This window comes from Photobacterium alginatilyticum (assembly GCF_009910675.1).
Classification (GTDB): Bacteria; Pseudomonadota; Gammaproteobacteria; order Enterobacterales; family Vibrionaceae; genus Photobacterium; species Photobacterium alginatilyticum.
Window position 1 is genome coordinate 191068 of sequence record NZ_RSEJ01000002.1, and the last position, 22831, is coordinate 213898.

Below are 22831 nucleotides of genomic sequence, written 5' to 3' on the forward strand. Positions count from 1 at the left end.
ATATCAAGGTGCGCAAGTCGAATATAAAAAAAGCGAGAGGTGTAAACCTCTCGCTTTTTTGAGTCTGGAGCCTGTTTTCCTGAAACTCGCTACTTAGAGCGTTTTAACCACGTCTTTCAGATAAGCTTTAAAATCTTCACCAAGGGCTTCGTGGCGAATACCATACTCAACAAACGCCTGCATGTAGCCTAGCTTGCTTCCGCAATCGTGACTCTTTCCTGACATATGAAAAGCATTGACTTGCTTGGTTTCCATCAGCATATCAATGGCGTCAGTCAACTGAATTTCATCACCGGCACCAACAGGCGTTCTTTCAAGCAGTCCCCAAATCTCTGCTGGCAATACATAGCGGCCGACGATTGCCAGATTTGACGGCGCTTCTTCCTGATCCGGCTTTTCAACAACCTTGGTCATTGGCGCAGATTCACCTGGATTCAGCTCTGAACCATTGATATCTGCCACACCATAGCTCGACACTTCTGACATTGGCACAGGCTCAACCATAACCTGGCTCACCTCGGTCTCATTAAATGCCGATACCATCGCGGCCATATTTTCCTTGCGCAGATCGCTCGCCGCATCATCCAAAATGACATCAGGCAGAACAACAGCAAACGGCTCGTCTCCCACCAGCGGATGGGCGCAAAGGACAGCATGACCCAAACCTTTTGCCTGTCCCTGACGAACATGCATAATCGTGACATCTTTAGGACAAATGCTCTGTACTTCATCAAGCAACTGACGCTTAACACGCTTTTCCAATGTTGCTTCCAGCTCGAAAGAGGTATCAAAATGGTTCTCAATCGAGTTTTTTGAAGAGTGAGTAACCAGCACAATCTCTTTGATACCTGCCGCCACACACTCATTCACCACATATTGGATCAGCGGCTTGTCGACGATTGGCAGCATTTCTTTCGGGATCGCCTTAGTTGCAGGCAACATACGCGTACCGAGACCGGCGACAGGGATCACCGCTTTACGAACAGGGGAAGTATTAGGCATTCTTAATTCCATTAATCAATAATCGGGCAAACTATAACAAACTGTGGTTAAACTATCGACACTGTCTCTGGCAGTAAACACTGCCAGTTATTTCTTCACAATATCTTCATTTTGAACACTAACTTTCACTGGCTTACCCAGCAGGTTAATCAGCATAAACGAACGTTTCTCGCCGTCAGGCTCCTGGTAAATGGCTTCGATACCCTTGAACTGACCCTGGGTCAACTTCAGGCTTTCACCTGGCTGAGGCAAGCTTGACAGTTTCACCTGATGCTCTTCACTGTCTTCATTCATCATCAAGCCGTAGATCAGGTCCGGCTGAACAGTCTGGGGCTTGGCACCCTGGCGAATAAAGCTCGCCACTCCGCGAGTTGAGCGAATGGTGGTATAACTGATCTCTTCCGGGTCGAAATACACAAACATATAACCCGGAAACAGAGGTTCGGAACATTCCGTTCGCTTGCCCCTGACAATTTTTTGCACTGTCACCTGAGGGTAGTAACACTCAACACCTTGGCGATCAAGATTGATCACTGCGCGCTCCTGCTCGCTGCGCTTACAATATAGGAGGTACCAATCTTTCATAATTTTCTTAGCCTAATTCACGCCAACTGAAACACTCCCTAAATTATAAGTACTGATAAACAAAGAACAACTTATTCCAAAGCGATTGATATCACATCAAATTCTCTCTTCAAGCCCGTCACAATTGTAACAACCATTAAAAACACAAAAATGCAACATTAAAAGCTAGCATAAAAGACCAGATCAATATAAAGCACCAGAATGAGCATTAAAGACAACACAACAAACCAAACGAGCCGTGTAAATCTGAGATTTCATTTTTGACCAAATGATATGCAACCACTGACAAATCAAAGGTTTACATTGTTTTTCATTTGTTCTGCAAATGTGAAAATTTGCAGTTTAAAAGTTTGTGCTTTATAAAAAGAGCCGAATTTGCAATCACACATACAATTCAACACAGAGAATAATTATGAGCAATCTGAGAAGTGGTACATTGCTTGGCCACCCTAAAGGTTTGTTTCTACTGTTTGGTACAGAACTATGGGAACGATTTTCTTACTATGCCATGCGCGCGATTTTGGTACTTTATCTGACAGATAAAACCATCAACGGCGGCCTTGGCTGGTCGACTCAAGACGCACTCAACCTCTACGGCATCTACACCGGTCTCGTCTACATCACTCCTCTAATTGGTGGATGGATTGCCGATAACTTCCTCGGTCAGCGCCGCTCTATCATCATTGGTGGTATCCTGATGGCTCTCGGCCAGTTCACACTGGCACTACCAAATAGCATGGTCGACCCGCACTCAGTGACTGCTTTCTACCTGGGTCTTGGCCTGCTGATCATTGGTAACGGTATGTTCAAGCCGAACATTTCAACCATGGTCGGTGACCTGTACGAAGAAGGTGATAACCGTCGTGACGGCGCTTTCACTATCTTCTACATGGGTATCAACCTTGGTTCACTGCTTGCGGGTATTATTGCCGGTGCTGCTTCAGCTGCGTACGGCTGGAAGGCAGGCTTCCTGACTGCCGGTATCGGTATGGTTATCAGCCTGATTACTCAGATGGTATTTGCTGAGCGTCTACTGGGTAATATCGGTAAAGAGCCAGCTGCCAAGCGTGCTGCCGCGATGAACAAATCCGGTAAACAAGAGCCGCTAACCAAGCAAGAACGCGATCGCATGAAAGTTATCATGATCATGGGTCTGTTCGTGGTTATTTTCTGGGCTGGCTTCGAACAAGCCGGTGGTCTGATGAACATCTTCTCTCAGCAATATACTGACCGTATGATTGGTAGCTTTGAAGTACCAGCAGCATGGTTCCAGTCTCTGAACCCGTTCTTTGTGATCACGCTTGCTCCGATCATCGCTTCTATCTGGGTGAAAATGGGTCCTAAAGAGCCAAGCTCACCAATTAAATTTGCGATGGGTCTTTTCTTCCTTGCAATAGGTTTCCTATGCATGATCGGTGCGGTTATGCAGCAAGGTGGCGATCTTACTGTTAAGACATCAATGATGTGGCTAGTAGGTGCATACTTCTTCCACACTCTGGGTGAGCTTTGCCTATCACCAATCGGCCTGTCAATGGTAACCAAACTTGCCCCGCTACGCCTTGCCTCTTTGATGATGGGTGCATGGTTCGGCTTTAACGCAATTGCTAACTATGTAGCCGGTATCATTGGTTCACAAGTAGGTGAAGCAGGTCCAATGGCTATCTTCAGTGGTATTGCAATTGCAGCAACAATTGCTGGTGTACTGCTACTACTTTGCTCAAATCAGCTTATCCGCTGGATGCACGGTGCAGAAGGTAAAGTTGTCGAAGAAGAAGCTACAGACGCGAAACCTGTTGAAGCATAAAAATATGAGTAACTAGGTCTAGGTCTAGGTCTAGGTAATAGCAAAAAGCGAGAACAGTGAGTTCTCGCTTTTTTGTTTTTGGGTTCTAGGTTCTAGGTTCTAGGTTCTAGGTTCTAGGTTCTAGGTTCAGAAATCTTCAAAAGCCCCCAGGAAGTGTCAAGCTCCTGCTCTTCCTAAGCACCTTTCTTCCCAGGAACCAGGACCCGCACTTAAAAACCACACCGCTTTAGAGTAAGGCTGAAACTGGCCGAACCAATTTCACTGAGAGAGAGTCGACCTCCGGACTCGGAAAGCGGCAAATGGATAGTGTCATTCTGGTAGGCATTCTTACCAAGCCAAGGCTGAGCAACCAGCTCTTTATTACCTTCACTGGTTTGCAGTATTGCAGCCAAGCCTGTTGATGTGACAGACAAGCTCTTGTCGCAAGCATCAAAAATGCCAAACAGGGCTTTGATCGGCGCGGCATAACCTGAATGCTTCATCCCTTTTTCAATCAATTGAATCAAGCTGCGGATATCATGTTCATCGGCCATCCGGGTACGTAGAAAATCATTAAAGAACGCCCGAATAAGCAAGGTGGTCGCGGTGCCATTGTCGTTATCTGTTGACGAATCGACAAGGTAGAAGGCCAAACGCCCATCCATAAGCCAGGTATAATCCAGTAGTACAGGCTGGACATCGGTCGACTGCAGAACACAATAACTCAACTGCCAGTCTCCCTGCTTGGACTCTGTCTCCGGCATCAAACCCAGCAGCAGTTCCCGAGCAGCCCTCGGGTTGGCCTTGAGCTCTTCAATGTGCCATTCCAGCTCCTCATCGACACAGCTATCATCGCCTATCCCAAACCACTGACTGGAAAAATCTCGGTTTTCCGTCACGGAATCTTGGGATTTCAAAACGGACAGCATGGCTGACTTCAGCACCATGATGTTATCCAGTGGCTTGACCAGAAAATCCTTTACTCCGTGGCGAAGCGCCGTGGCAACATCAGCCATATCACCGGTGCCAGAAATGACAATAATCGGCACCATCGGGTACTGTACGGAGATTTCTTCGACAAACTCCATCCCGGTCAATACCGGCATTGCCAAGTCACAAAGCAGCACATCGGGAATACTATCTCTTAACGCTTGTAACCCTGCCAGCCCGTCTTCAGCTTCACGCACTTTACAGCCCTGGCTTTCAAGGAAACCAGTGATCATTCTGCGAAAAACAGGATCATCTTCAACCACGAGAACATCTTTATCCTCAAGCAAAGGTTGTGCCCTCCATGAATGATGATTATCTTTTGCCTGAGTGTGCTCAGGACGACATACGGATTTATCAGAATGCGTGTGCATGAAAACTCGAATTGCTAACCAATCTATCAAAAGCATAGGCCGGAATTATTATTCCGTCATAACTATCACAGCTTTCAGCCCGTAAATTATTGGATTATGCAACCTACTTCAAAAATTAACCTTCTCAAGGCATAAAGATCGCCGTTTTTAGTAGGTAGAACTATGTTGATATTGATTTACAGCAAAACTTGTTACGATAGTGACACCTCATAGCACAATTTGTTATACCATTCTCCGATTATTAGTTTTCAGTGATTGTATGACTATGAAGCTTGACGATTTAAATTTGTTTCGTATGGTTGTTGAACACGGCAGCTATACTGCCGCCTCCCGTAAAACTCAGGTTCCAGTTGCCACATTAACACGACGGATCCAAGCCCTGGAAGAGTGCCTAAGCATTCGCCTGTTAAACCGTCACGCGCGAAAACTTTCACTGACAGAGGCCGGACAAAAATTCTATGATGATTGTAGCCCTCTGCTGCAACAGTTGGTCGATACTACCGAGCACATTAGCGAAGAGTGCAAGGGAGCGGCTGGCAAGCTGAAAATTGCCGCTCCGTCAAACCTGACCAAAGTGATGCTGCAACCAATGCTAAATGCGTTTATGCAGGATCATCCGGCGATCAGTATTGAACTGCATATGAGCAGCGAGCCGGAGCAGCTTGATCCGACAGATTGGGATGTTATTTTTCGTGTCGGTCCGCAGCGCGATTCAACACTGATTGCCCGGCGCATCAATTCGGTCAAGGACATCCTGGTCGCCAGCCCGGACTACCTAAGAAATAACGCCGAGCCCAAGCATGCCCAGGATCTCCACCATCACTCCCTGCTCAAAGGCAAGCCATTGCTTCGCTGGCGCCTGACCGACAGTAACGGCGAGACAGTCACAGTAAATGAACGAGGGCGTTTTGAGGCCAATCAGCTTAATGTGGTGCGTAAGGCATGTGCAAGCGGCCTTGGTATCACACTGATGCCGGATGTGATGCTGGAAAAATATATCGCCACGGGTGAGCTGGTCCGTATTCTTGAAAACTGGTCGGCCAACCCACGAGAAGTCTACCTTCTCTATAACCACCGCGATTACCAGCCAGAAAAACAGCGTCTGTTTATTGAATTCGCCAGCGAATACTTCAAGCTATAATCCCTACCAGAAAGTTCTTCCACCTCCAGCCGGAATGTCCGGCTGGTGAGTACCAATTTCTTGCCAAGCCTGATAACCCCGACTAAACGTTAATAGACTGAACAGAGCAATTGGCTGCCCTTTTTCAAGGCGTAGGAGCCAATAACACTTGATACCAAGGACTCCTAATTGTCCTGTTCAGTAAGGACTAAGAGCACAATCGAGTTTTGGGGAAAGTGTTCTTTGAACCATTAATCTTATCGTGCGGAATATCGCACAAGATAACGGGGAAACGTTATGATTCTGGGACATTTATTTGGGCTGTATACACACCCTAAACAAGAGTGGCGTACCATTGACAAGGAACATGAAGGGTTCCAAAGCAGCCTTTCTCATATCTTGTTGATCGCCTTGCTGCCACCGATCTTTGCCTTTATCTCCAGTGTCTTCATCGGCTGGCGAATAGGTGTCGGTGAACCAATCTTCCTCACCCAATCCAGTGCATTAGGCATGTCTGTTGCCATGTATTTTGCGCTCATTGCCGGTGTCTTTGCTCTCGCCTACCTTACTTATTGGATGAGCCATACATTTGGTTCGACACCGACCTATACTCAGGCACTTGAACTTGCCGCCTATACGGCAACGCCGCTGTTCATGGTCAGTATTGCAGCCATTTACCCACAAGTGTGGTTCCTGATGATTGCAGGCCTAATCGGGATCGCCTACTCGGTGTATCTGCTATATACCGGCGTTCCAATTTTGATGCATATTCCTGAAGAGCGCGGGTTTATCTATTCCAGCTCCATTGTGACCTGCGGTCTGGTTCTACTGGTATCGATTATTGCCGGCTCGGTTATTCTCTGGAATCTCGGACTGGGGCCTCAGTTTAGTCATTAAGCGGAAAAAGCTAAGGTTCGAGAACCGAGTGCTAAGAAAGAGCAAGAAGAGATAGAGAAAAAGCTCCTCCCTCTTTTCAAGGGGGAGGTTGGGAGGGGGTTAATCCCAACCCAACCTCCCACCTTCACAAAGAGAGGTAAGGGCTACACGCCCTCGTTATGCAATTCCAGGTTTGCCAAATCCTGCTGAATAATACGCTGAGTCTTGGAATCTTCGCTACGTAACGACTCCAGATATTCAAGATACTCCTGATTGACATCACCAGTCACATAGCTACCACTGAATACCGAGGCTTCAAACTGCGGGATATCCGGATTCCCTTCCAGTACCGCTGACACCAAATCATCAAGATCCTGGAAGATCAGGCCATCAGCACCAATCATCTTGCAGATCTCATCGACCTCGCGACCGTGAGCAATCAGCTCGTTGGCACTTGGCATGTCAATTCCGTAAACATTCGGGAAGCGCACTTCCGGCGCGGCTGATGCCAGATACACCTTGCGAGCTCCCGCTTCACGGGCCATCTCTATAATTTGCTCGGAAGTCGTGCCGCGAACAATAGAGTCATCCACCAGCAGCACACTCTTATCTTTAAACTCAGAACGGATCGCATTGAGCTTGCGACGAACTGACTTACGACGCATTTGCTGTCCCGGCATGATGAAAGTCCGACCAACATAACGGTTCTTCACAAACCCCTGACGGTACGGCAAATCAAGACTGCGAGCGATTTCAAGCGCACTGTCACAAGAGGTTTCCGGTATTGGGATCACGACATCAATGTCCAAATCATCCCATTCCCGCTTAATCTTCTCACCAAGCTTGGTGCCCATCCGGACACGGGCGCCATACACTGACACCTTATCGATAAAGGAGTCAGGGCGGGCAAAATATACGAACTCAAAGACACACGGGTTTAGTGTCGGGTTATCAGCACACTGCTCGGTGTAGAGCTCACCGTCAAAGGAGATATAGACCGCTTCGCCAGGTGCCACATCGCGGACAAAGTCAAAACCTACCGCATCGAGAGCTACTGACTCCGAGGCAACCATGTATTCCGTCTTGCCGTCGACTTCACGCTTGCCCATACATAGCGGACGAATGCCATGCGGGTCACGAAATGCAATAATACCGTGGCCGATCACCATAGCGACAACCGCATATGCACCCTTGACGATTCGGTGGACTTCGCGCACGGCTTTAAACATATCAGTTGGGTTGATTGGGTAGGACTGGGCATGTTCGAGTTGGTTGGCGAGGACGTTAAGAAGAATTTCCGAATCAGAGGTCGTATTGACATGACGCCTAGCCTGCTCAAACAATGTCTCCCTAATTTCGGCCGCATTGGTGAGGTTACCGTTATGCGCCAATGAAATACCATAAGGTGAGTTGACATAAAACGGTTGTGCTTCCGAGGCACTTGAGCTTCCTGCCGTCGGATAACGGACATGACCAATACCAACATTGCCCTGAAGGCGCTGCATATGCCTCGCTTCAAAGACATCACGTACCAGACCATTTGCTTTTCGCAGACGGAAACGATTGCTTTCCAGGGTAACAATACCGGCGGCATCCTGGCCGCGATGTTGTAGCACGGTCAGTGCATCATAGATAGACTGGTTTACCGGGGTTGAACCCACGATTCCGACAATACCACACATGTCCTAATTCCTCGTCACGCATTAAGTGCAATTATAACAGCCTACCCATATCACGCTTATCAACAGGGGCGGTATCTGCCGCCCCTGATAACAACCAACGAATAAACTGTCTAAATACCGATGCTACAGTGCACCGGGCAAAAAGCTTGATGTGTCTTTGAGGTAAGTGAAGAACCATTCAATCACGACGCCGAACTGCGGGATCAACTGCGACTCTTTCCACCAGTCAGCACTTGCAAACCCTGTAAACGCATCGATGAAGAATAGCAAGGCAGAGACAATCAGTACTCCCCTCACTCCGCCAAAGACAATTCCCAGAACCCGATCTGTCCCAGACAGGCCTGTTTTCTGTACTAACTGTCCTATGACATAGTTCACCACCGCACCGACAATCAGTGTGGCAATGAACAATGCTGCGATGGCACTACCGTTACGTAGCATCTCATCCTGTATATTCGTAAAGTACGCTGCCAGCTCGGTATAAAAATTACTGGCGATGAAAAAGGCAGCGAACCAAATTACCAGTGATAAGGCTTCCTTAACAAAACCACGGATCAAACTGACCAGTGCAGAGAAGCCTATTACGCCTAAAATTACGTAATCAATCCAGATCATCATTTGTTATATTCATCTTGTTGGTGCGTATTCTAACAGAAAAAATGAGAACGCAAACGTTTACCTAAGGGTTTAATGGGTTAAATCTGAGCAATCGGCCCTTTAAACCGGTTAATTTTTCCAATTCTTTGAGCTGGGTAGAAAGCTTGGATTTTGATACATCCGGACCAACAACTACCCGCGCCAGATCACCTTGCTGAGGCTGTTTGGGAAAAACATGTGCCTGGTAACCGGCATCACGTAGTTTGCTGACCAGTTGGTTGGCGTTGTCGAAATTGCGAAATACGCCAAGTTGTACAACCCAGCCGCTATCTTGATTACCTACCTTTGGCTCTGTGACTGGGGCAGGTTCGACCTTGACCGCTCCACGCTCCGAGACAGTATTGTTCGCCTCAGGCTCATCAATCACAACGGTCACAGGCTCCGGCGGCAAACCAACCTCGGCAAACTCGGGCTCGGGGATCACTTCAAACTCCCCTTCCTCGCCAATTTCAGGCTGAAGCGGAATACTGGCAAACTGTTCTTGATAATGCTGCTTCTTGCCATCAAACAAGTCAGGCAGAAAAATAACACCGATCGCCACCAAAATAATGGTGCCGACCAAGCGGCTTTGAAATTTACTCGCCACGTCTACTCCTGGGTTGATGCTAAGTGACTGGAAATCTGACCGACAGTGTAAAACGAGCCAAATACGATTACCATATCCTCGTCGCCGGCCTCTGTCAGCGCTGTGTCATAAGCTTGTTCCGGCGTTGGGTAAGGCTGACAATCACCCGGCAAGTGCGCAATAATTTCATCGGCAGTCGCCGCCCTTGGCCCTTCAAGTGACGCTGGGTACCACACATCGACGACATCGTGCATCTCTGCCACCGTTGCCGCTATATCCTTATCATGCAGCATGGCTACAACAGCATGAATACGGCCTTTGTTTTCGCGCTGCTTAACTAAAGCCAACTGCCGGGCAAAGTACTGCGCTGAGTGGGGGTTGTGCGCCACATCCATAATAACGAGCGGTGAGTCGGATACACGCTCCATTCGGCCAGGCAGCGACGCCTTTGCCAGACCATTGGCGATATTCTCGTCACTGATATCCAGCTCGGCAGCGCCCAAGGCCATCAGTGCCGTTGCCGCATTGGGCAGAGGAAGAGACGGCAAAGGTAAATCATTAAGATCAAATGCCCCGCAATGCCAGCTCCAGCTATTCTCAGACTGCTTGTAATCAAACTGATAACCAACCTGATAAAGCTTGGCCCCAATATCATCAGCATGAGCAGGAACGGTTGCCGGAGGATTAGGCTGACCACATATTGCTGGCTTCTGTGATCTGAAGATGCCCGCTTTCTCATAGCCGATCACTTCGATATCGTCACCCAGCCAGTCGACATGATCAACGGCCAGACTGGTAATGACCGATACATCATGATCAACAATATTGGTGGCATCAAGCCGTCCGCCCAATCCCACCTCCAGAATAACCACTTCGACCTGATGGCGCCTAAAAAGCTCCAGAGCAGCCAGCGTGCCAAACTCGAACAGACTCAAGCTTACGTCCTGGCGGTACATCTCGATGGCTGCAAATGCCCTGCTATGTTCATCATCAGCCAGCTCGGCGCCATTGATGCGGACACGCTCGTTATACCGAACAAGGTGAGGAGAACTGTAGACACCGACCTTGTATCCGGCATCCAGCAAAATAGCTTCCAGAATCGCGCAGGTAGAACCCTTGCCGTTAGTGCCGGCAACAGTAATAACATGCGGTGCGGGTTTCGTTAACTGGCCGCGCTGAGCGACACGTGAGGCACGATCTAATCCAAGATCAATGGCGCTGGTGTGGAGGTTTTCTAAATAAGTCAGCCAATCGGCTAATGGAGCGGTGGCTAGTGGTGCTGTCAGTCCGGACATTTGTTATCGTTCTAAATTAATACCTATGATAGGTACTAATTTAACACTGAACCGAGTTTGAATTCATGTAAAGAGAGGAATAAATTCGCTCAACACATCACTTGTGCACTTTACTGATAGCTTTGACTATCAACCAAACCCGGCTCAATGGCAGAAAACGTTATTCTTTCTCGTTATCTGCTTCTTTTGTCTCTGTATCTTGGGCCTGAACATCCTCGGCAGCAGCCGCAGGCGGAACAACCGGCACAACCATCGGCGACGTTAAATGAGTCAGCTTCGCGATAATGCCACCAATACGTTGGCGCATTTCTCGACGATCGACAATCATATCAATCGCACCGTGCTCAAGCAGGAACTCACTGCGCTGGAAGCCTTCAGGAAGCTTCTCACGGACCGTTTGCTCAATAACACGCTGGCCGGCAAAACCAATCAAGGCTTTCGGCTCACCAATGTTGATATCGCCCAACATTGCCAGACTTGCTGATACACCGCCCATGGTCGGATCGGTCAGTACAGAGATAAACGGCAAGCCCTTGTCAGACAAGCGCTCCAGTGCTGCACTGGTTTTCGCCATCTGCATCAGAGACATCAGCGCTTCCTGCATACGGGCACCGCCACTGGCAGAGAAACAAACAAGCGCACAATTATTGGCAATAGCCTCATCGACAGCTTGTACAAACTTGGCACCGACTACGGAGCCCATTGAGCCGCCCATAAAGGAGAACTCAAAAGCACACGCGACCAGAGGTTGCTCCAGTAACGTACCTTTCATCACAACCAGTGCGTCTTTCTCACCACTGTTTTTCTGCGCCGCAGAAAGGCGATCTTTATACTTTTTCGAATCGCGGAACTTCAGCTTATCCTGTGGCTCCATCTCTGCAGCAATTTCAACCTGACCTTCAGTATCAAGGAAAGTTTCAAGGCGACGACGCGCCTTCATACGCATATGATGATCACACTTAGGACAAACTTCTAAGCTACGTTCCAGGTCTGCGTGATAAAGCACTTGTTCACATGATGTACATTTGGTCCATACGCCTTCAGGGATGGACGCCTTTCGAGAAGAAACAATGTTGCTTTTGATCTTTTCAAGCCAGCTCATGAATGACCTTTCATCTTCTTATTTCCCGGCTATATAGCAGAGAATTATAAATTCGTTAATTTACCGAGGTGGAATTAAAGCACAAAGTTGTCGATCTGTAGATAAAAAACTGGTTGTACTAGTTGCTAAAGGGGAACTAGATCCTAGTTTATTCCCCCGAGCCTTCTGTCAATCGGGCAAAAACAGCGGACCAATCGGCGCTCTTGGCAACCCGAACTCCTCAGGGTAATCAACATCAACCAAATACAGACCTTCAGCTTTCGCCGTTGCACCCGCCAGAGTGCGGTCTTTCTGCTCCAGTAACCACTTCATCCATTCAGGTTTTTCTTCACCGCGGCCAACCTTGATCAGGCTCCCAGTGATATTTCGTACCATATGGTGTACAAACGCGTTCGCCTTGATATCAATAATGACAAAGTTGCCCTGGCGAGACACATTCAGGTGCATTAGGTTACGCCAAGGACTACGAGATTGACAATACACAGCACGGAAGGATGTGAAGTCATTCTCACCCAGCAAATACTGACCGGCCTCTTGCATTTTCTCTACGTCGAGCTCGCCGTGATAATGGCTTACCCCAGTCCCCAAAATAGCGGGACGTAGTGCATGATTATAGATGATATAGCGATAGCGGCGAGCCGTAGCGGTAAAACGGGCATGAAAGTCATCATTCACTTCGACCGCCCAGCGAACAGCGATATCTTTGGGCAGATTGGCGTTAGCGCCCATGGTCCAGGCAACCATCTTACGCTCGACGTCGATATCGAAATGGACGACCTGACCCGTTCCGTGTACCCCTGCATCGGTACGACCGGCACACTGTACTTCAACAGGCTGGTTGGCGACTTTACTCAGCGCTTTTTCCAGACGCTCCTGCACGCTATCAACGTCACGTTGACGCTGCCAACCATAATACTTGGCCCCATCGTATTCGATACCTAAAGCTATTCGCATAATTTACTTCGTTCTTACTGTCGGCGCAGCTGGCCTGTTATCTAGGAGTGAGGGATTATAGGGAAAAAAACAGGCGCAGCCTAGGGGGAAGAAACGAGGTTCAGGGAACAGGCAAAAGAAAAGCGGAAGCCGTGGCTTCCGCTTAGGTAAAGATGTGGCCTTAAGGCCATAGAACCGCTCTTACCTAGCTCTAGGAATAGGAACTACTAGGATCTCGATCCTCGCACCTTGTCTAACAGCCCCTTCGCTTCGCGTTTGATCTGGGCATCACCATTACTGGCAACCTCTTCCAACAAGCCAAGCGCACCTTCGCTGTCGTTCATCTCAAGATAAGCCTTGGCCAAATCCAGCTTGCTGGCATATTCCCCCTGGCTATCGACATCAAATGCAGCCACATCAGAAAGGACATCCGGGAACTCATCAAGCCCGACCTCCAGGTTCAGCGGCTCTTCCTCCATCTCGACCGGGTGCTCAGACTCTATGTCTTTCATCAGCTCGTCAATACTGATATACGCAGGAGAAGGATCGGCATCAGTAACCAGTTCACTGCCACCAATATCGTCGAGTAATGCCTGCGATTCCGCTTCTGCCAGTAGCATTTCGGTATCAAAAGCAGCCACGTCCTCAATTTGCATCTGTGGCTGTTCAGCCCAGTTCTCTGTCTCTAGTACTGGTTCAGGGCTGGTTGCCGCCCAGATTGCCGAGTCTTCTTCCGGCATCTCAAGCTCTGAGCCAGAAAAGCTCGAATACTCGTCATCACCATCAAAGGAGTTCGACAGCAACTGTTCACGCTCGGCTTCAAGCTCATCCTGAAAATCAAAGCGTGGTTTAGTGTCGATATCATCAGTGCTATCTGCCACAGATTCATTCAGGTCCGAATGAACAGGATCTGGCACACTCTCGCCAGCGATATCTTCCGATACAGACTCAACAGCATCATCCCAGGCAGAATCGATGCTAATAGATTCTTGCGTGTCTTCTAGCTCAGCAACAGCGTCTTGAGGAGCGGGCTCATCTTCCTGCTCATGCACTTTATCCTGTGCTTGTTCACTCTCCTGTACAGTTGGCTCGATTGGCTGTGCTTCTACCTCAGCTTCTAGAACATTATCAACCAATGTGTTCTCAGCCTGCACATTGTCAGGGCCAGCAAAGGCTTCCTCGGGATCGCTCAGCAGAGCAGCCATATCAAGTCCGGCAGAGTCGACAAACTCGTCGTCAAACATATCTGCTGGTGGCGTTTCAGGCTGGAGAGGTTTTGCGGCCTGCGGTTCTCTTAGCCCTTGCTCTACTTCATATTGTTCGAGTTCATGCTGTTCATCGAAAGACGCCTGCAAGGCTTCATCTTCGCTAAACTCTGGCAATGAGCTTGGATCAATACTCTCGAACTCAATATTCTGCTCACCATGAATAGATGCTGGTGCGGGTTCAGCCGGCTCCGCATCCACTTCATCGGCCGGGCTTTGTTCCGCTTCTGGCTCATGGCTATCAGCCTGAACAGCTTCGGCGGCCTGCTGCAATTGCTTAACAATATTATCAAGCGCCTGCTGCTCTTCATCTTCTGACAACGGCGATGATAGCTCCTCGAGCTCTTCCGCTTCAGGGTCATTAAAAGCCGCTTCTTCGTCAAACTCAGGCAGTTCATCAAGGGTTAACGGTTCCTGCGAGGCATCGAGTAAATCATCAACAGATTGATAATCAGAGTCATCAACAGCAGACGGAGCTTCAGGAGCTAGCTCTTCAGTTACGGATTCATCTGATGCCAGATCAGGAGCGACAACATTTTCTGGCTGGGCAGCTTCGGCAGCCTGTTGCAGCTGCTTAACAATATTATCAAGCGCCTGCTGCTCTTCATCTTCTGAAAGCGAAGGCGATAGGTCCTCTAACTCTTCTGCTTCCGGATCATTGAATGCGGCCTCTTCGTCAAACTCAGGCAGATCATCCAGGCTTAACGGTTCCGGCGCTTCCAGTTCAGGTTGCTTAGCAAGCGCTTCTTCCGGTTGCACTTCTTCCTGAGCTGGCTCTTCCGGCTCCCAGTCATCAAACGAAGCATCGAGTAAGTCATCAACTGATTGATAATCAGCTTCATCGGCCATTGCCGGAATATCAACGTTCAGGTCTTCTGACGCCAGATCTTCAACAGCTTGGTCTTCTGTTACAGATGTCTGAGGCTGCACGGCTTCGGCAGGCTGCTGTAGCTGCTGTAGCTGCTGAACAACATTATCAAGCGCTTGCTGCTCTTCATCAAACTCAGGCAAATCATCCAGACTTAATGGTTCAGGCTGTTCATCCTGAATGTCATTTTCCAGAACGTCGCTTTGATGAGGCTCTTCTACCGGAGACGGTACTTCCGAAGCCAACTCTGCCCCATTCGAGGTGTCTAGTTGCTCATCAATAAAATCATAGTCAGGCTCATCTACAGATACCGGAGTTTCAGCCTGAGGCTCAGAGAGCGGCTCTGGTTCAGCCAAGGCCACTTCGTCATTTGAAACTGGGAGTTCATCAGAATAGGCCTCAGTCAATACCGTTTCTTCTGGCTCGATCTCTGTTTCATCATCAACGCTTTCAATTGAACTTGGCTTATTTTCAACAGATTCTTCGCCATCATGCTCCTGAGTGACTGTATCTTCAGCGCCTTGCGCCTCAAGGCCAGGCTCTTTAACACCAAGCTCCTCAGCACCAGCGTCAATGGCATCAAGAACAGGGCCTTCCTGAACTGATTGCTCTGGCTGCTCCTCAAAGCTTTCCAATAGCTCATCAACACTACGGCCAAGCACTTCAACATCATCGGCTTCAGGTTCATCCAGCAACCCTTCAACATCCGCCAGCAATGCATCAATTTCATCGGCTTCTACCGGTTCTTGCTGTGAAAGTGACTCGTTTTCCTGTGGTTCTGCATCCGCTTCGCTATCTAACACTGGCTCCTGAGCAAGCTGTTGTTCTGGCTCCTGAGTGAGTGCATCAATAAGCTCCTGCTCTTGAATAGATTTTGCAACAGGCTCAGCCTGAGGTTCCGGGTCCGGCTCTGCGGGCTGATCATCCAGCGCCTCATTGAATATCTCGGCAAAGGCCGACTGTTCAGGCTCAGGGAAATCGGCATCAGGTGTTTGCTGTTGCTGCGATAAGGCGTCTTCGTTGTCGGGTACCGGCTCAAACTCAGGGTCTGAAAAATCAGTCTCGAACATCTCGGGCTCTGACACATCAGAACCTACACTATCACCAGGCTGTTCGGCGATAGCTTGCTGTTCGTCGATAGCTTGATCGATGCCCTGTTGTTCATCAATAGCAGGCGGTTCATCTAAGCCTTGCGGTTCATAAGTGCCAAGCGTCTCATCCAGGCCTTGCGGTTCAGGTTCCGAGGTCGATAGCTCAGGAAGGCTGCTGTGCTGAGCAAGAATATCATCCAGCAGGTCCGTGCTATTCTCGTCAATAACGACATCATCAAGGTTCAGCTCGTCTTCATCTTTGAGCTTAGTATCGGATGTTGCTAAACCATCGTTGTCAACATCATCAAGGTCGTCATCAAGATCATCAACCAACTCGTCCAGTAATGCTGTGCTGTTCTCATCAATAGATACGCTCGGATTGAGCAGATCATTGGTGTCATCATCACCAAGTAATTCATCAAGTAGTGCTGTACTGTTTTCCTCGACCTCGACTTCAACCTCAGTGCTTAACTCATCGTCTTCTTCTATCAACTCATCGAGCAATGCCGTACTGTTCGCTTCAAACAAAGCGTCAATATCGTCTTCATCAACCGCTTCAGACTCAACGGCAAACATCGCATCAGCATCGGCTAGCGCCTGATCAACGGCGGCCTGCTGCGCAGCCTCTTCGACAGCATCAGTTTGTTCTGAACTGACCGGCGACGGAGATTCCGGAGTCTCTTCCACCTCAACCGAATCAAACAATGAATCCAGATCATCCTGATCAACCACCTGCTGACTTGCATCGTCTTGTGCAGGCTGATCGTGACTGTCCTGTTCCATTTCAACTTCTGACAGCAGATCATCCAAGATAGACTGGTCAAGCAGCCCATCCTCAATCTTCTGCTCTCCGAGCAAATCGTCATCCAAGCCAACCGTGCTGTCATCGGAAAGATCAAAGCTGTCTTCATCGTCGGCTTCGCTTTGAAGCGACTGTTCCCACATTGCGGCCAGAGCTTCATCCGAATTAGGCTCTGAGGACTGCTCCATTTCATCCAGCGCCCGCTCCATGTCCTGGAGTCCAATCGCCTGCTCATCACCTTTCACAGAAATGCTGCTCGGGGTCAGACCGCTGTCAATCTCGAATTCATCGCTACTATCTGTAGACAAATCGAGCATATCAATGGAATCGACTTCTCTATCCTGCTCGCCAGAGAAGAGGCTCTTTTCAGGATCATCAAACAGCGAATCGTCATCGCCCCCGAAAAGATCATCAATATCATTGTCATCGCTGAGCGGAAGCTCCGGGTTAACCGCATCATCCTCAGGAGGAGGGACCATCGCAGGCTTTTGTTCCGGGCTGTCTAGGGATTTAACCTCATCGTCACCCTCTTTCTTGCGTCTTAGCATGAAGAAAGCCAGTGCACCGGCAATCAGTGAACCTGGGAGGAAGGCAACTGCCGCTAACGCCCATGGGTTGGCTATCAGGCTATCAATCCATGACGTTTGAACAACAACAGGCTCAACCTGCTGGACCTTCTGTTGCTGAATGAACCCTTTGATTTGCTCTCTAAGGATCTCATCACTGCTGATCTGATCCTTCAATGCCGTAACTTCGTGCTGCATCTCAGCGAGGCGAACTCGCAATAAATGATTGCTTTCCAGAAGCTTGGTCATTTGGACGTCAGACGCATCCAGCTGCGCCTGAAGAGCCGTAGGCTTAAGCGGAATCCCCCCTTTCGGGCTTTGCGGCACCGACGACGAACTAGCCTCGCGGCTCTCTTTAGGAGCGGCTTGACTCACCACCTCTTCTTTGGCGACATCTGGCTTGGGAATCGGCTGGGCAACAACAGTTGGTGCTGGTGTATTTACTCTTGGTGCCGGGGCGCTAGATGGTGCAGACGAGGATGTCTGACGTGACTGACGGCGCTGGTCTGCGGCCAGGCGACGCTTAACGCTATCAATGTTTTCCTGACGGATCTGTCCCAGGCTCGGAATAGTCAGCACGCTGCCGGGGATCAGGCCATGAATATTGTTTTGTTCGAAAGCCTGTGGATTGGCGCGGTGGATCGCACCGATGACCTGATAGACCGACACCTGATTGTTCGGGCGGTTACGGGTAGCAATAGACCACAGCGTCTCATTATTGGCCGTCGGCCCATAGCGAGTCGCAGAGGCACGGTTTGTTGAGGTATTCCGAGCCGTCTCAACAATCGTTGCAGGCTGCTCGTCAGCAGCAGGGCCAACAATACGTACCGTATTGGCCTGGACCGGTATATGGAAGGCTGCACTGGCGAAAATAACCGGTAATAGTATGCGTTTTATCATAGTCGATAGGTCAGACACTGCCTGCTGTCCTCTCTGGCAGGGAATAATAAAGTCGTTTCGAGTATCGCGTGAATTGAACCGACAATCGAAATCATGGCGCTAAGCATAATGAATCTATCGACCACACATCAAGACTCTTGAGCGGTAATTGAGGGTTGTTGCTCAAAGGAAGGGCCCCAGCATCAACAATACTTAATGTAGTCAAAGAAAATTCCTCCCTCTTTCAAGGGAGTGGCGGAAAGAGGCTTCAACCCCACCCTAACCCTCCCCTTCATAAGGGGAGGGAACAAGTACGTGAGAATTACAGGTACTCTTCAATCAGTTTCTCGGCAATCTGTACACTGTTTGTTGCTGCGCCTTTACGGACGTTATCAGCAACAACCCACATGTTCAGACCACACGGATGACTGATGTCTTCACGGATACGGGCAACCATAACATGGTCTTTTCCTGTTGCATCACCCACCTGAGTCGGATAGTCATTACCGTGGAATACTTCAATGCCTTCTGCATTTTCAAGCAGGCTGATAGCCTCCTCGACATGGACCGGCTGGCATGTTTCCACATGTACCGCTTCGGCATGGCCATAGAACACAGGGACGCGAACACAGGTCGGGTTAACGCGGATATTATCATCACCCAGAATTTTCTGAGTTTCCCACACCATTTTCATTTCTTCTTTGGTGTAGCCGTTATCCATAAACTCATCAATGTGTGGCAGACAGTTAAAGGCAATTTGCTTGTCGTAAGCCTTGTTTTCCGCCGGCAGGCCGTTTAGCAGCTTAGCCGTTTGTCCCGCCAGCTCGTCAACACCCTTCTTGCCCGAGCCTGAAACCGACTGGTAAGTGGCAACATTGATGCGCTCGATACCATACGCTTCGTGGATTGGCTTAAGTGCCACCAGCATCTGGATAGTCGAACAGTTCGGGTTGGCAATAATGTTTCGGTTCCGGTAATCAGCCAGCGCATGCGGGTTTACTTCCGGCACCACCAAAGGTACATCGTATTCGTAGCGGAAGCGTGATGTATTATCAATCACCACCACGCCGTGATCAGCAGCAATCGGTGCCCAACGGTCAGACGTTTCCGCACCGGCAGAGAATAGTGCAAGCTGCACCTGACTCCAGTCAAATTCTTCTACATCTGTAACACGAACACTCTTGCCCTTAAAACGCAACGTGTTGCCTGCGCTACGCTCGGATGCTAGCAAATATAGATTGCGAACAGGAAAATTGCGTTCCTCTAGAACTTCGACGATGGCCTCACCGACAGCACCTGTTGCGCCGAGTACGGCAATATCAAATTCCTGGCTCATGGAGTTTCCTCTACTGTAAAACCTAATTTAGCCAGCGACTCTACCCCAAAACCCGTCTCTCCGGCTACTGTAATTGCGCTATATTCGCGCCGATCCCAATAATTTTTTCTCATCAGGTCAAAAGCCGCAGCCATCTGTTGATCGTTCCCCGCACTTTGGATCATTTCACGACGAAACAGGGCATCATCTTTGCGGACATCATAGATAAGCTGGATCAGGGCAAATAAATCATCTTCTTGCCACTTATTACTCAGCTGCACGAAGGGGATCGGTGCCACAGGCAACAAACTGGAGGCCGACACCTGCTTATCGAGGCCAAGGAACTCACAATAGCGATTAAACACCATCGTGGTCCCCCGCGCCTTGCCCTCAAGGCCATAGCCGGCAATATGCGGGGTCGCAAACGACAGCAATGGCAATAAATCGAGATCCACCAGCGGCTCATGCTCAAAAACATCCAACACAGCGGTTAACGGCTTTCCTTCTCCACTGCTGGCCTGTTGCAGCGCCACTTTCAATGCCTGATTATCAACAACAGGACCGCGCGCGGCATTAATCAGTATGGCTCCCGGTGCCAAGGTGTCCAAAAAGGCTTCATCAACCAGGTGGTAAGTCGGGAAGTCACCGTCACGAGTGATTGGCGTATGCAGTGTGATGACATCACACTGTGTCTGTATCGTTTCTAACGAGTGGAATTGACGGCTATCGCCCTGCTGCTCTTTTAAAGGGTCATTGAGCAAATAACGGATCCCCAATCCATCAAGGCACCGGGCCAGGTAAGTGCCCACATTACCGGCTCCAACAATACCGATAGTTTTGTCAAAAACCGAAAAACCGTGCTGCTGCCCCAACACCATCAAGCTGCTGAGCACATATTCCGCCACACCGACCTTGTTACATCCGGGCGCGGCAGTAAACGTGATGCCTTGCTGTTCAAGCAACGCCTGATCGACATGATCCTGCCCGGCCGTAGCCGTTCCGACAAAGCACAACTTATCGGCTTTTTCTAGCAACGACTTGTTCACTTTGGTCACTGAACGGATCATTAGGGCATCGACGCCGATGAGATCATCCGACGTTAACGTCCGACCCGGCTTCGTCACAACCTCGCCCAGCTGGCTGAATAAATCGGCCGCATAAGGCATGTTTTCGTCAATAAGGATTTTCATTGGGGTTAGATCCAAGTATCGAGTATCGAGTGCGAATTCAAGAAACTCATTGTACTGTCAAGCCATTGCTTTTCCTAGAGCTCTGAGATCTGCCGTCTGCAAGTCATTAATATGAATCAAACTTTTCTGCTCTTATTACTTGCTCCTCGAAACTCGGCTCTAAAAGCTCTCTTCTCACCTTTGTTTTTCCCGGGCACTAGGTTCTAAGATCTCGCTCCTGCTTCAGACATAAAAAAACCCGGCATAGCGCCGGGTAAAAAAATCCAGGTTATAAAAAACACTCGCTTCTGCAATAGACAGCTCCCGCAAAAGAAAATACTATTCACATAAGCTAATGTCGCGTCTGTCTAATAGGCACTGGCTATAGAAACAGCAATCTTCGAAGTCTCGCAAAGTCGTCTTAGATTGGTTCTTAGCCAGTGCCGTCCCGGAAAAAGATAAAAGGGGTTTAGGGGCGAGTCATGAGTGTCGAGTTTCAAGGTGAGCCTAACTCGTCTTTTCTCGATACTCGTCCCTCTATCTCATATTTCGAACCCCGTATCTCTATTCTCTCCCGAAGGCTTAACCTTCGTATTTCTTAATCACTAGTGTTGCGTTCGTACCACCGAAACCGAAGCTGTTAGACATCACAGTTTTCAGCGGTTGCTCACGGGTTTCAGTAACAATATCCAAGCCTTCTGCCGCCGGATCCAAGTTATCAATATTGATACTTGGCGCGACAAAGCCGTTATCCAGCATCAGTGTTGAGTAGATAGCTTCATGTACACCAGCGGCACCCAGAGCGTGACCAGTCATCGCTTTAGTCGCAGAAATAGCCGGGCTATTTTCACCAAACAATTCCTGGATCGCACCTAGCTCTTTCACATCACCAACAGGTGTTGAGGTACCATGGGTGTTGATGTAGTCAACCGGCTCGTCAAGATCCTGCATTGCCATCTTCATACAACGCACCGCACCTTCGCCAGAAGGCGCTACCATGTCGTAACCATCTGATGTCGCACCATAGCCTACGATTTCACCGTAGATTTTCGCGCCACGAGCAAGAGCATGCTCAAGCTCCTCGACAACCAGCATACCGCCGCCACCAGAGATAACGAACCCGTCACGGTCAGCATCATAGGTACGAGAGGCTTTCGTTGGATCGTCATTGTACTTGGTCGACAACGCGCCCATCGCATCGAACATCATGGTCAGCGTCCAGTCCAGCTCTTCACCGCCACCGGCGAAAACCACATCTTGCTTGCCTAGCTGGATAAGCTCCAGTGCGTGGCCGATACAGTGTGCAGATGTTGCACATGCTGAACTCATGGTGTAGTTCACACCACGGATTTTAAACGGTGTCGCCAGACAGGCTGATACTGTCGATGACATGGTACGAGGCACCATATAAGGACCGACACGCTTCACGCCTTTCTCGCGTAAAATATCAACGGCTGCAGCCTGGTTATAAGAGGATGCGCCACCCGAACCCGCCACTAGGCCAGTACGGTCATTGGAAACTTGTTCTTCAGTCAGGCCGGCGTCTTCAATTGCCTGCTCCATAGACAAATACGCAAATGCTGCTGCATCGCCCATGAAACGCATTTTTTTACGGTCGATATGCTCAGACGGGGTCATCTTTAAGTCGCCCCAAACATTGCTTCGCAGCTTCATTTCTGCGAACTGTTCAGAGAAGTTGATACCGGATTTACCCGTTTTCAAAGACTCCAGCACTTCTTTAACGTTGTTACCAATGCTGGATACGATACCCATGCCTGTAATTACGGCTCGTTTCATGATGAATTCCTACTGTCATTTAACGCTGATGATAATAACGGGTTTATTCACAGAAAGTGGTCAGCTTTCCCTACTATCAGGTACAATCCCCGTCAATTTCACTTTATTTAATCGTTAA

At 49.1% G+C, this 22831-nt stretch carries 16 protein-coding genes; 3 read left to right on the top strand and 13 right to left on the bottom strand.

Annotated elements, in window-relative coordinates; genetic code table 11:
- Positions 1 to 93: 93 nt before the first annotated feature.
- Together galU and rfaH are read right to left on the bottom strand one after the other, a co-directional pair.
- Positions 94 to 1002: a UTP--glucose-1-phosphate uridylyltransferase GalU gene (galU, locus tag EIZ48_RS03100; RefSeq protein ID WP_160648654.1), complete on the bottom strand. Its 909-nt coding sequence runs from the start codon at positions 1000 to 1002 to the stop codon at positions 94 to 96.
- A gap of 87 nt (positions 1003 to 1089) precedes the next feature.
- Positions 1090 to 1587: a transcription/translation regulatory transformer protein RfaH gene (gene rfaH / locus EIZ48_RS03105; RefSeq protein WP_160648655.1), complete on the bottom strand. Its 498-nt coding sequence runs from the start codon at positions 1585 to 1587 to the stop codon at positions 1090 to 1092.
- A 412-nt stretch (positions 1588 to 1999) separates the two neighbouring features.
- On the opposite strand from rfaH, the gene EIZ48_RS03110 reads away from it, so the two are divergent.
- On the top strand, positions 2000 to 3391 hold the full coding sequence (locus EIZ48_RS03110; protein ID WP_160648656.1) for a peptide MFS transporter: 1392 nt from the start codon (positions 2000 to 2002) through the stop codon (positions 3389 to 3391).
- 209 nt (positions 3392 to 3600) lie between these two features.
- Here the strand turns inward: EIZ48_RS03110 and EIZ48_RS03115 are convergent, their stop codons facing one another.
- Positions 3601 to 4647 carry a response regulator gene (locus EIZ48_RS03115; RefSeq protein ID WP_160648657.1) on the bottom strand — a complete coding sequence of 349 codons (1047 nt, stop codon included), beginning with the start codon at positions 4645 to 4647 and terminating at the stop codon, positions 3601 to 3603.
- A 349-nt stretch (positions 4648 to 4996) separates the two neighbouring features.
- Here EIZ48_RS03115 and EIZ48_RS03120 point away from each other — a divergent pair, with 349 nt between their 5' ends.
- A complete protein-coding gene (locus EIZ48_RS03120; RefSeq protein WP_160648780.1) occupies positions 4997 to 5872 on the top strand; it encodes a LysR family transcriptional regulator in 876 nt (291 codons plus the stop codon).
- A 276-nt stretch (positions 5873 to 6148) separates the two neighbouring features.
- Positions 6149 to 6748 (top strand): Yip1 family protein, encoded by a 600-nt coding sequence (locus EIZ48_RS03125; RefSeq protein ID WP_160648658.1) that lies wholly within the window; start codon positions 6149 to 6151, stop codon positions 6746 to 6748.
- Between the two features lie 143 nt (positions 6749 to 6891).
- Here the strand turns inward: EIZ48_RS03125 and purF are convergent, their stop codons facing one another.
- The 10 genes from purF to fabB all read right to left on the bottom strand — a co-directional run bounded on the left by purF (position 6892) and on the right by fabB (position 22713).
- Positions 6892 to 8409, bottom strand: a complete 1518-nt coding sequence (gene purF / locus EIZ48_RS03130) for an amidophosphoribosyltransferase (RefSeq protein ID WP_160648659.1) — start codon at positions 8407 to 8409, stop codon at positions 6892 to 6894.
- A gap of 123 nt (positions 8410 to 8532) precedes the next feature.
- The gene (locus EIZ48_RS03135; RefSeq protein ID WP_075764229.1) at positions 8533 to 9024 is read right to left on the bottom strand and encodes a CvpA family protein; all 492 of its coding nucleotides are present in this window, start codon (positions 9022 to 9024) and stop codon (positions 8533 to 8535) included.
- A gap of 64 nt (positions 9025 to 9088) precedes the next feature.
- Positions 9089 to 9652 carry an SPOR domain-containing protein gene (locus tag EIZ48_RS03140; RefSeq protein ID WP_160648660.1) on the bottom strand — a complete coding sequence of 188 codons (564 nt, stop codon included), beginning with the start codon at positions 9650 to 9652 and terminating at the stop codon, positions 9089 to 9091.
- Between the two features lie 2 nt (positions 9653 to 9654).
- Positions 9655 to 10926 carry a bifunctional tetrahydrofolate synthase/dihydrofolate synthase gene (folC, locus tag EIZ48_RS03145; RefSeq protein ID WP_160648661.1) on the bottom strand — a complete coding sequence of 424 codons (1272 nt, stop codon included), beginning with the start codon at positions 10924 to 10926 and terminating at the stop codon, positions 9655 to 9657.
- 160 nt (positions 10927 to 11086) lie between these two features.
- Positions 11087 to 12028 (bottom strand): acetyl-CoA carboxylase, carboxyltransferase subunit beta, encoded by a 942-nt coding sequence (gene accD / locus EIZ48_RS03150; RefSeq protein ID WP_240152850.1) that lies wholly within the window; start codon positions 12026 to 12028, stop codon positions 11087 to 11089.
- A gap of 168 nt (positions 12029 to 12196) precedes the next feature.
- Positions 12197 to 12982, bottom strand: a complete 786-nt coding sequence (gene truA / locus EIZ48_RS03155; protein WP_160648662.1) for a tRNA pseudouridine(38-40) synthase TruA — start codon at positions 12980 to 12982, stop codon at positions 12197 to 12199.
- 206 nt (positions 12983 to 13188) lie between these two features.
- Positions 13189 to 18471, bottom strand: coding sequence for a FimV/HubP family polar landmark protein (locus EIZ48_RS03160; RefSeq protein ID WP_160648663.1), 5283 nt, complete (start codon positions 18469 to 18471; stop codon positions 13189 to 13191).
- A gap of 283 nt (positions 18472 to 18754) precedes the next feature.
- On the bottom strand, positions 18755 to 19768 hold the full coding sequence (locus tag EIZ48_RS03165) for an aspartate-semialdehyde dehydrogenase (RefSeq protein ID WP_160648664.1): 1014 nt from the start codon (positions 19766 to 19768) through the stop codon (positions 18755 to 18757).
- Positions 19765 to 20937, bottom strand: coding sequence for a 4-phosphoerythronate dehydrogenase (locus EIZ48_RS03170; protein ID WP_160648665.1), 1173 nt, complete (start codon positions 20935 to 20937; stop codon positions 19765 to 19767). Before EIZ48_RS03170 ends, EIZ48_RS03165 begins: the two co-directional genes overlap by 4 nt.
- A 561-nt stretch (positions 20938 to 21498) precedes the next feature.
- Positions 21499 to 22713 (bottom strand): beta-ketoacyl-ACP synthase I, encoded by a 1215-nt coding sequence (gene fabB, locus EIZ48_RS03175; protein WP_160648666.1) that lies wholly within the window; start codon positions 22711 to 22713, stop codon positions 21499 to 21501.
- Positions 22714 to 22831 lie beyond the last annotated feature (118 nt).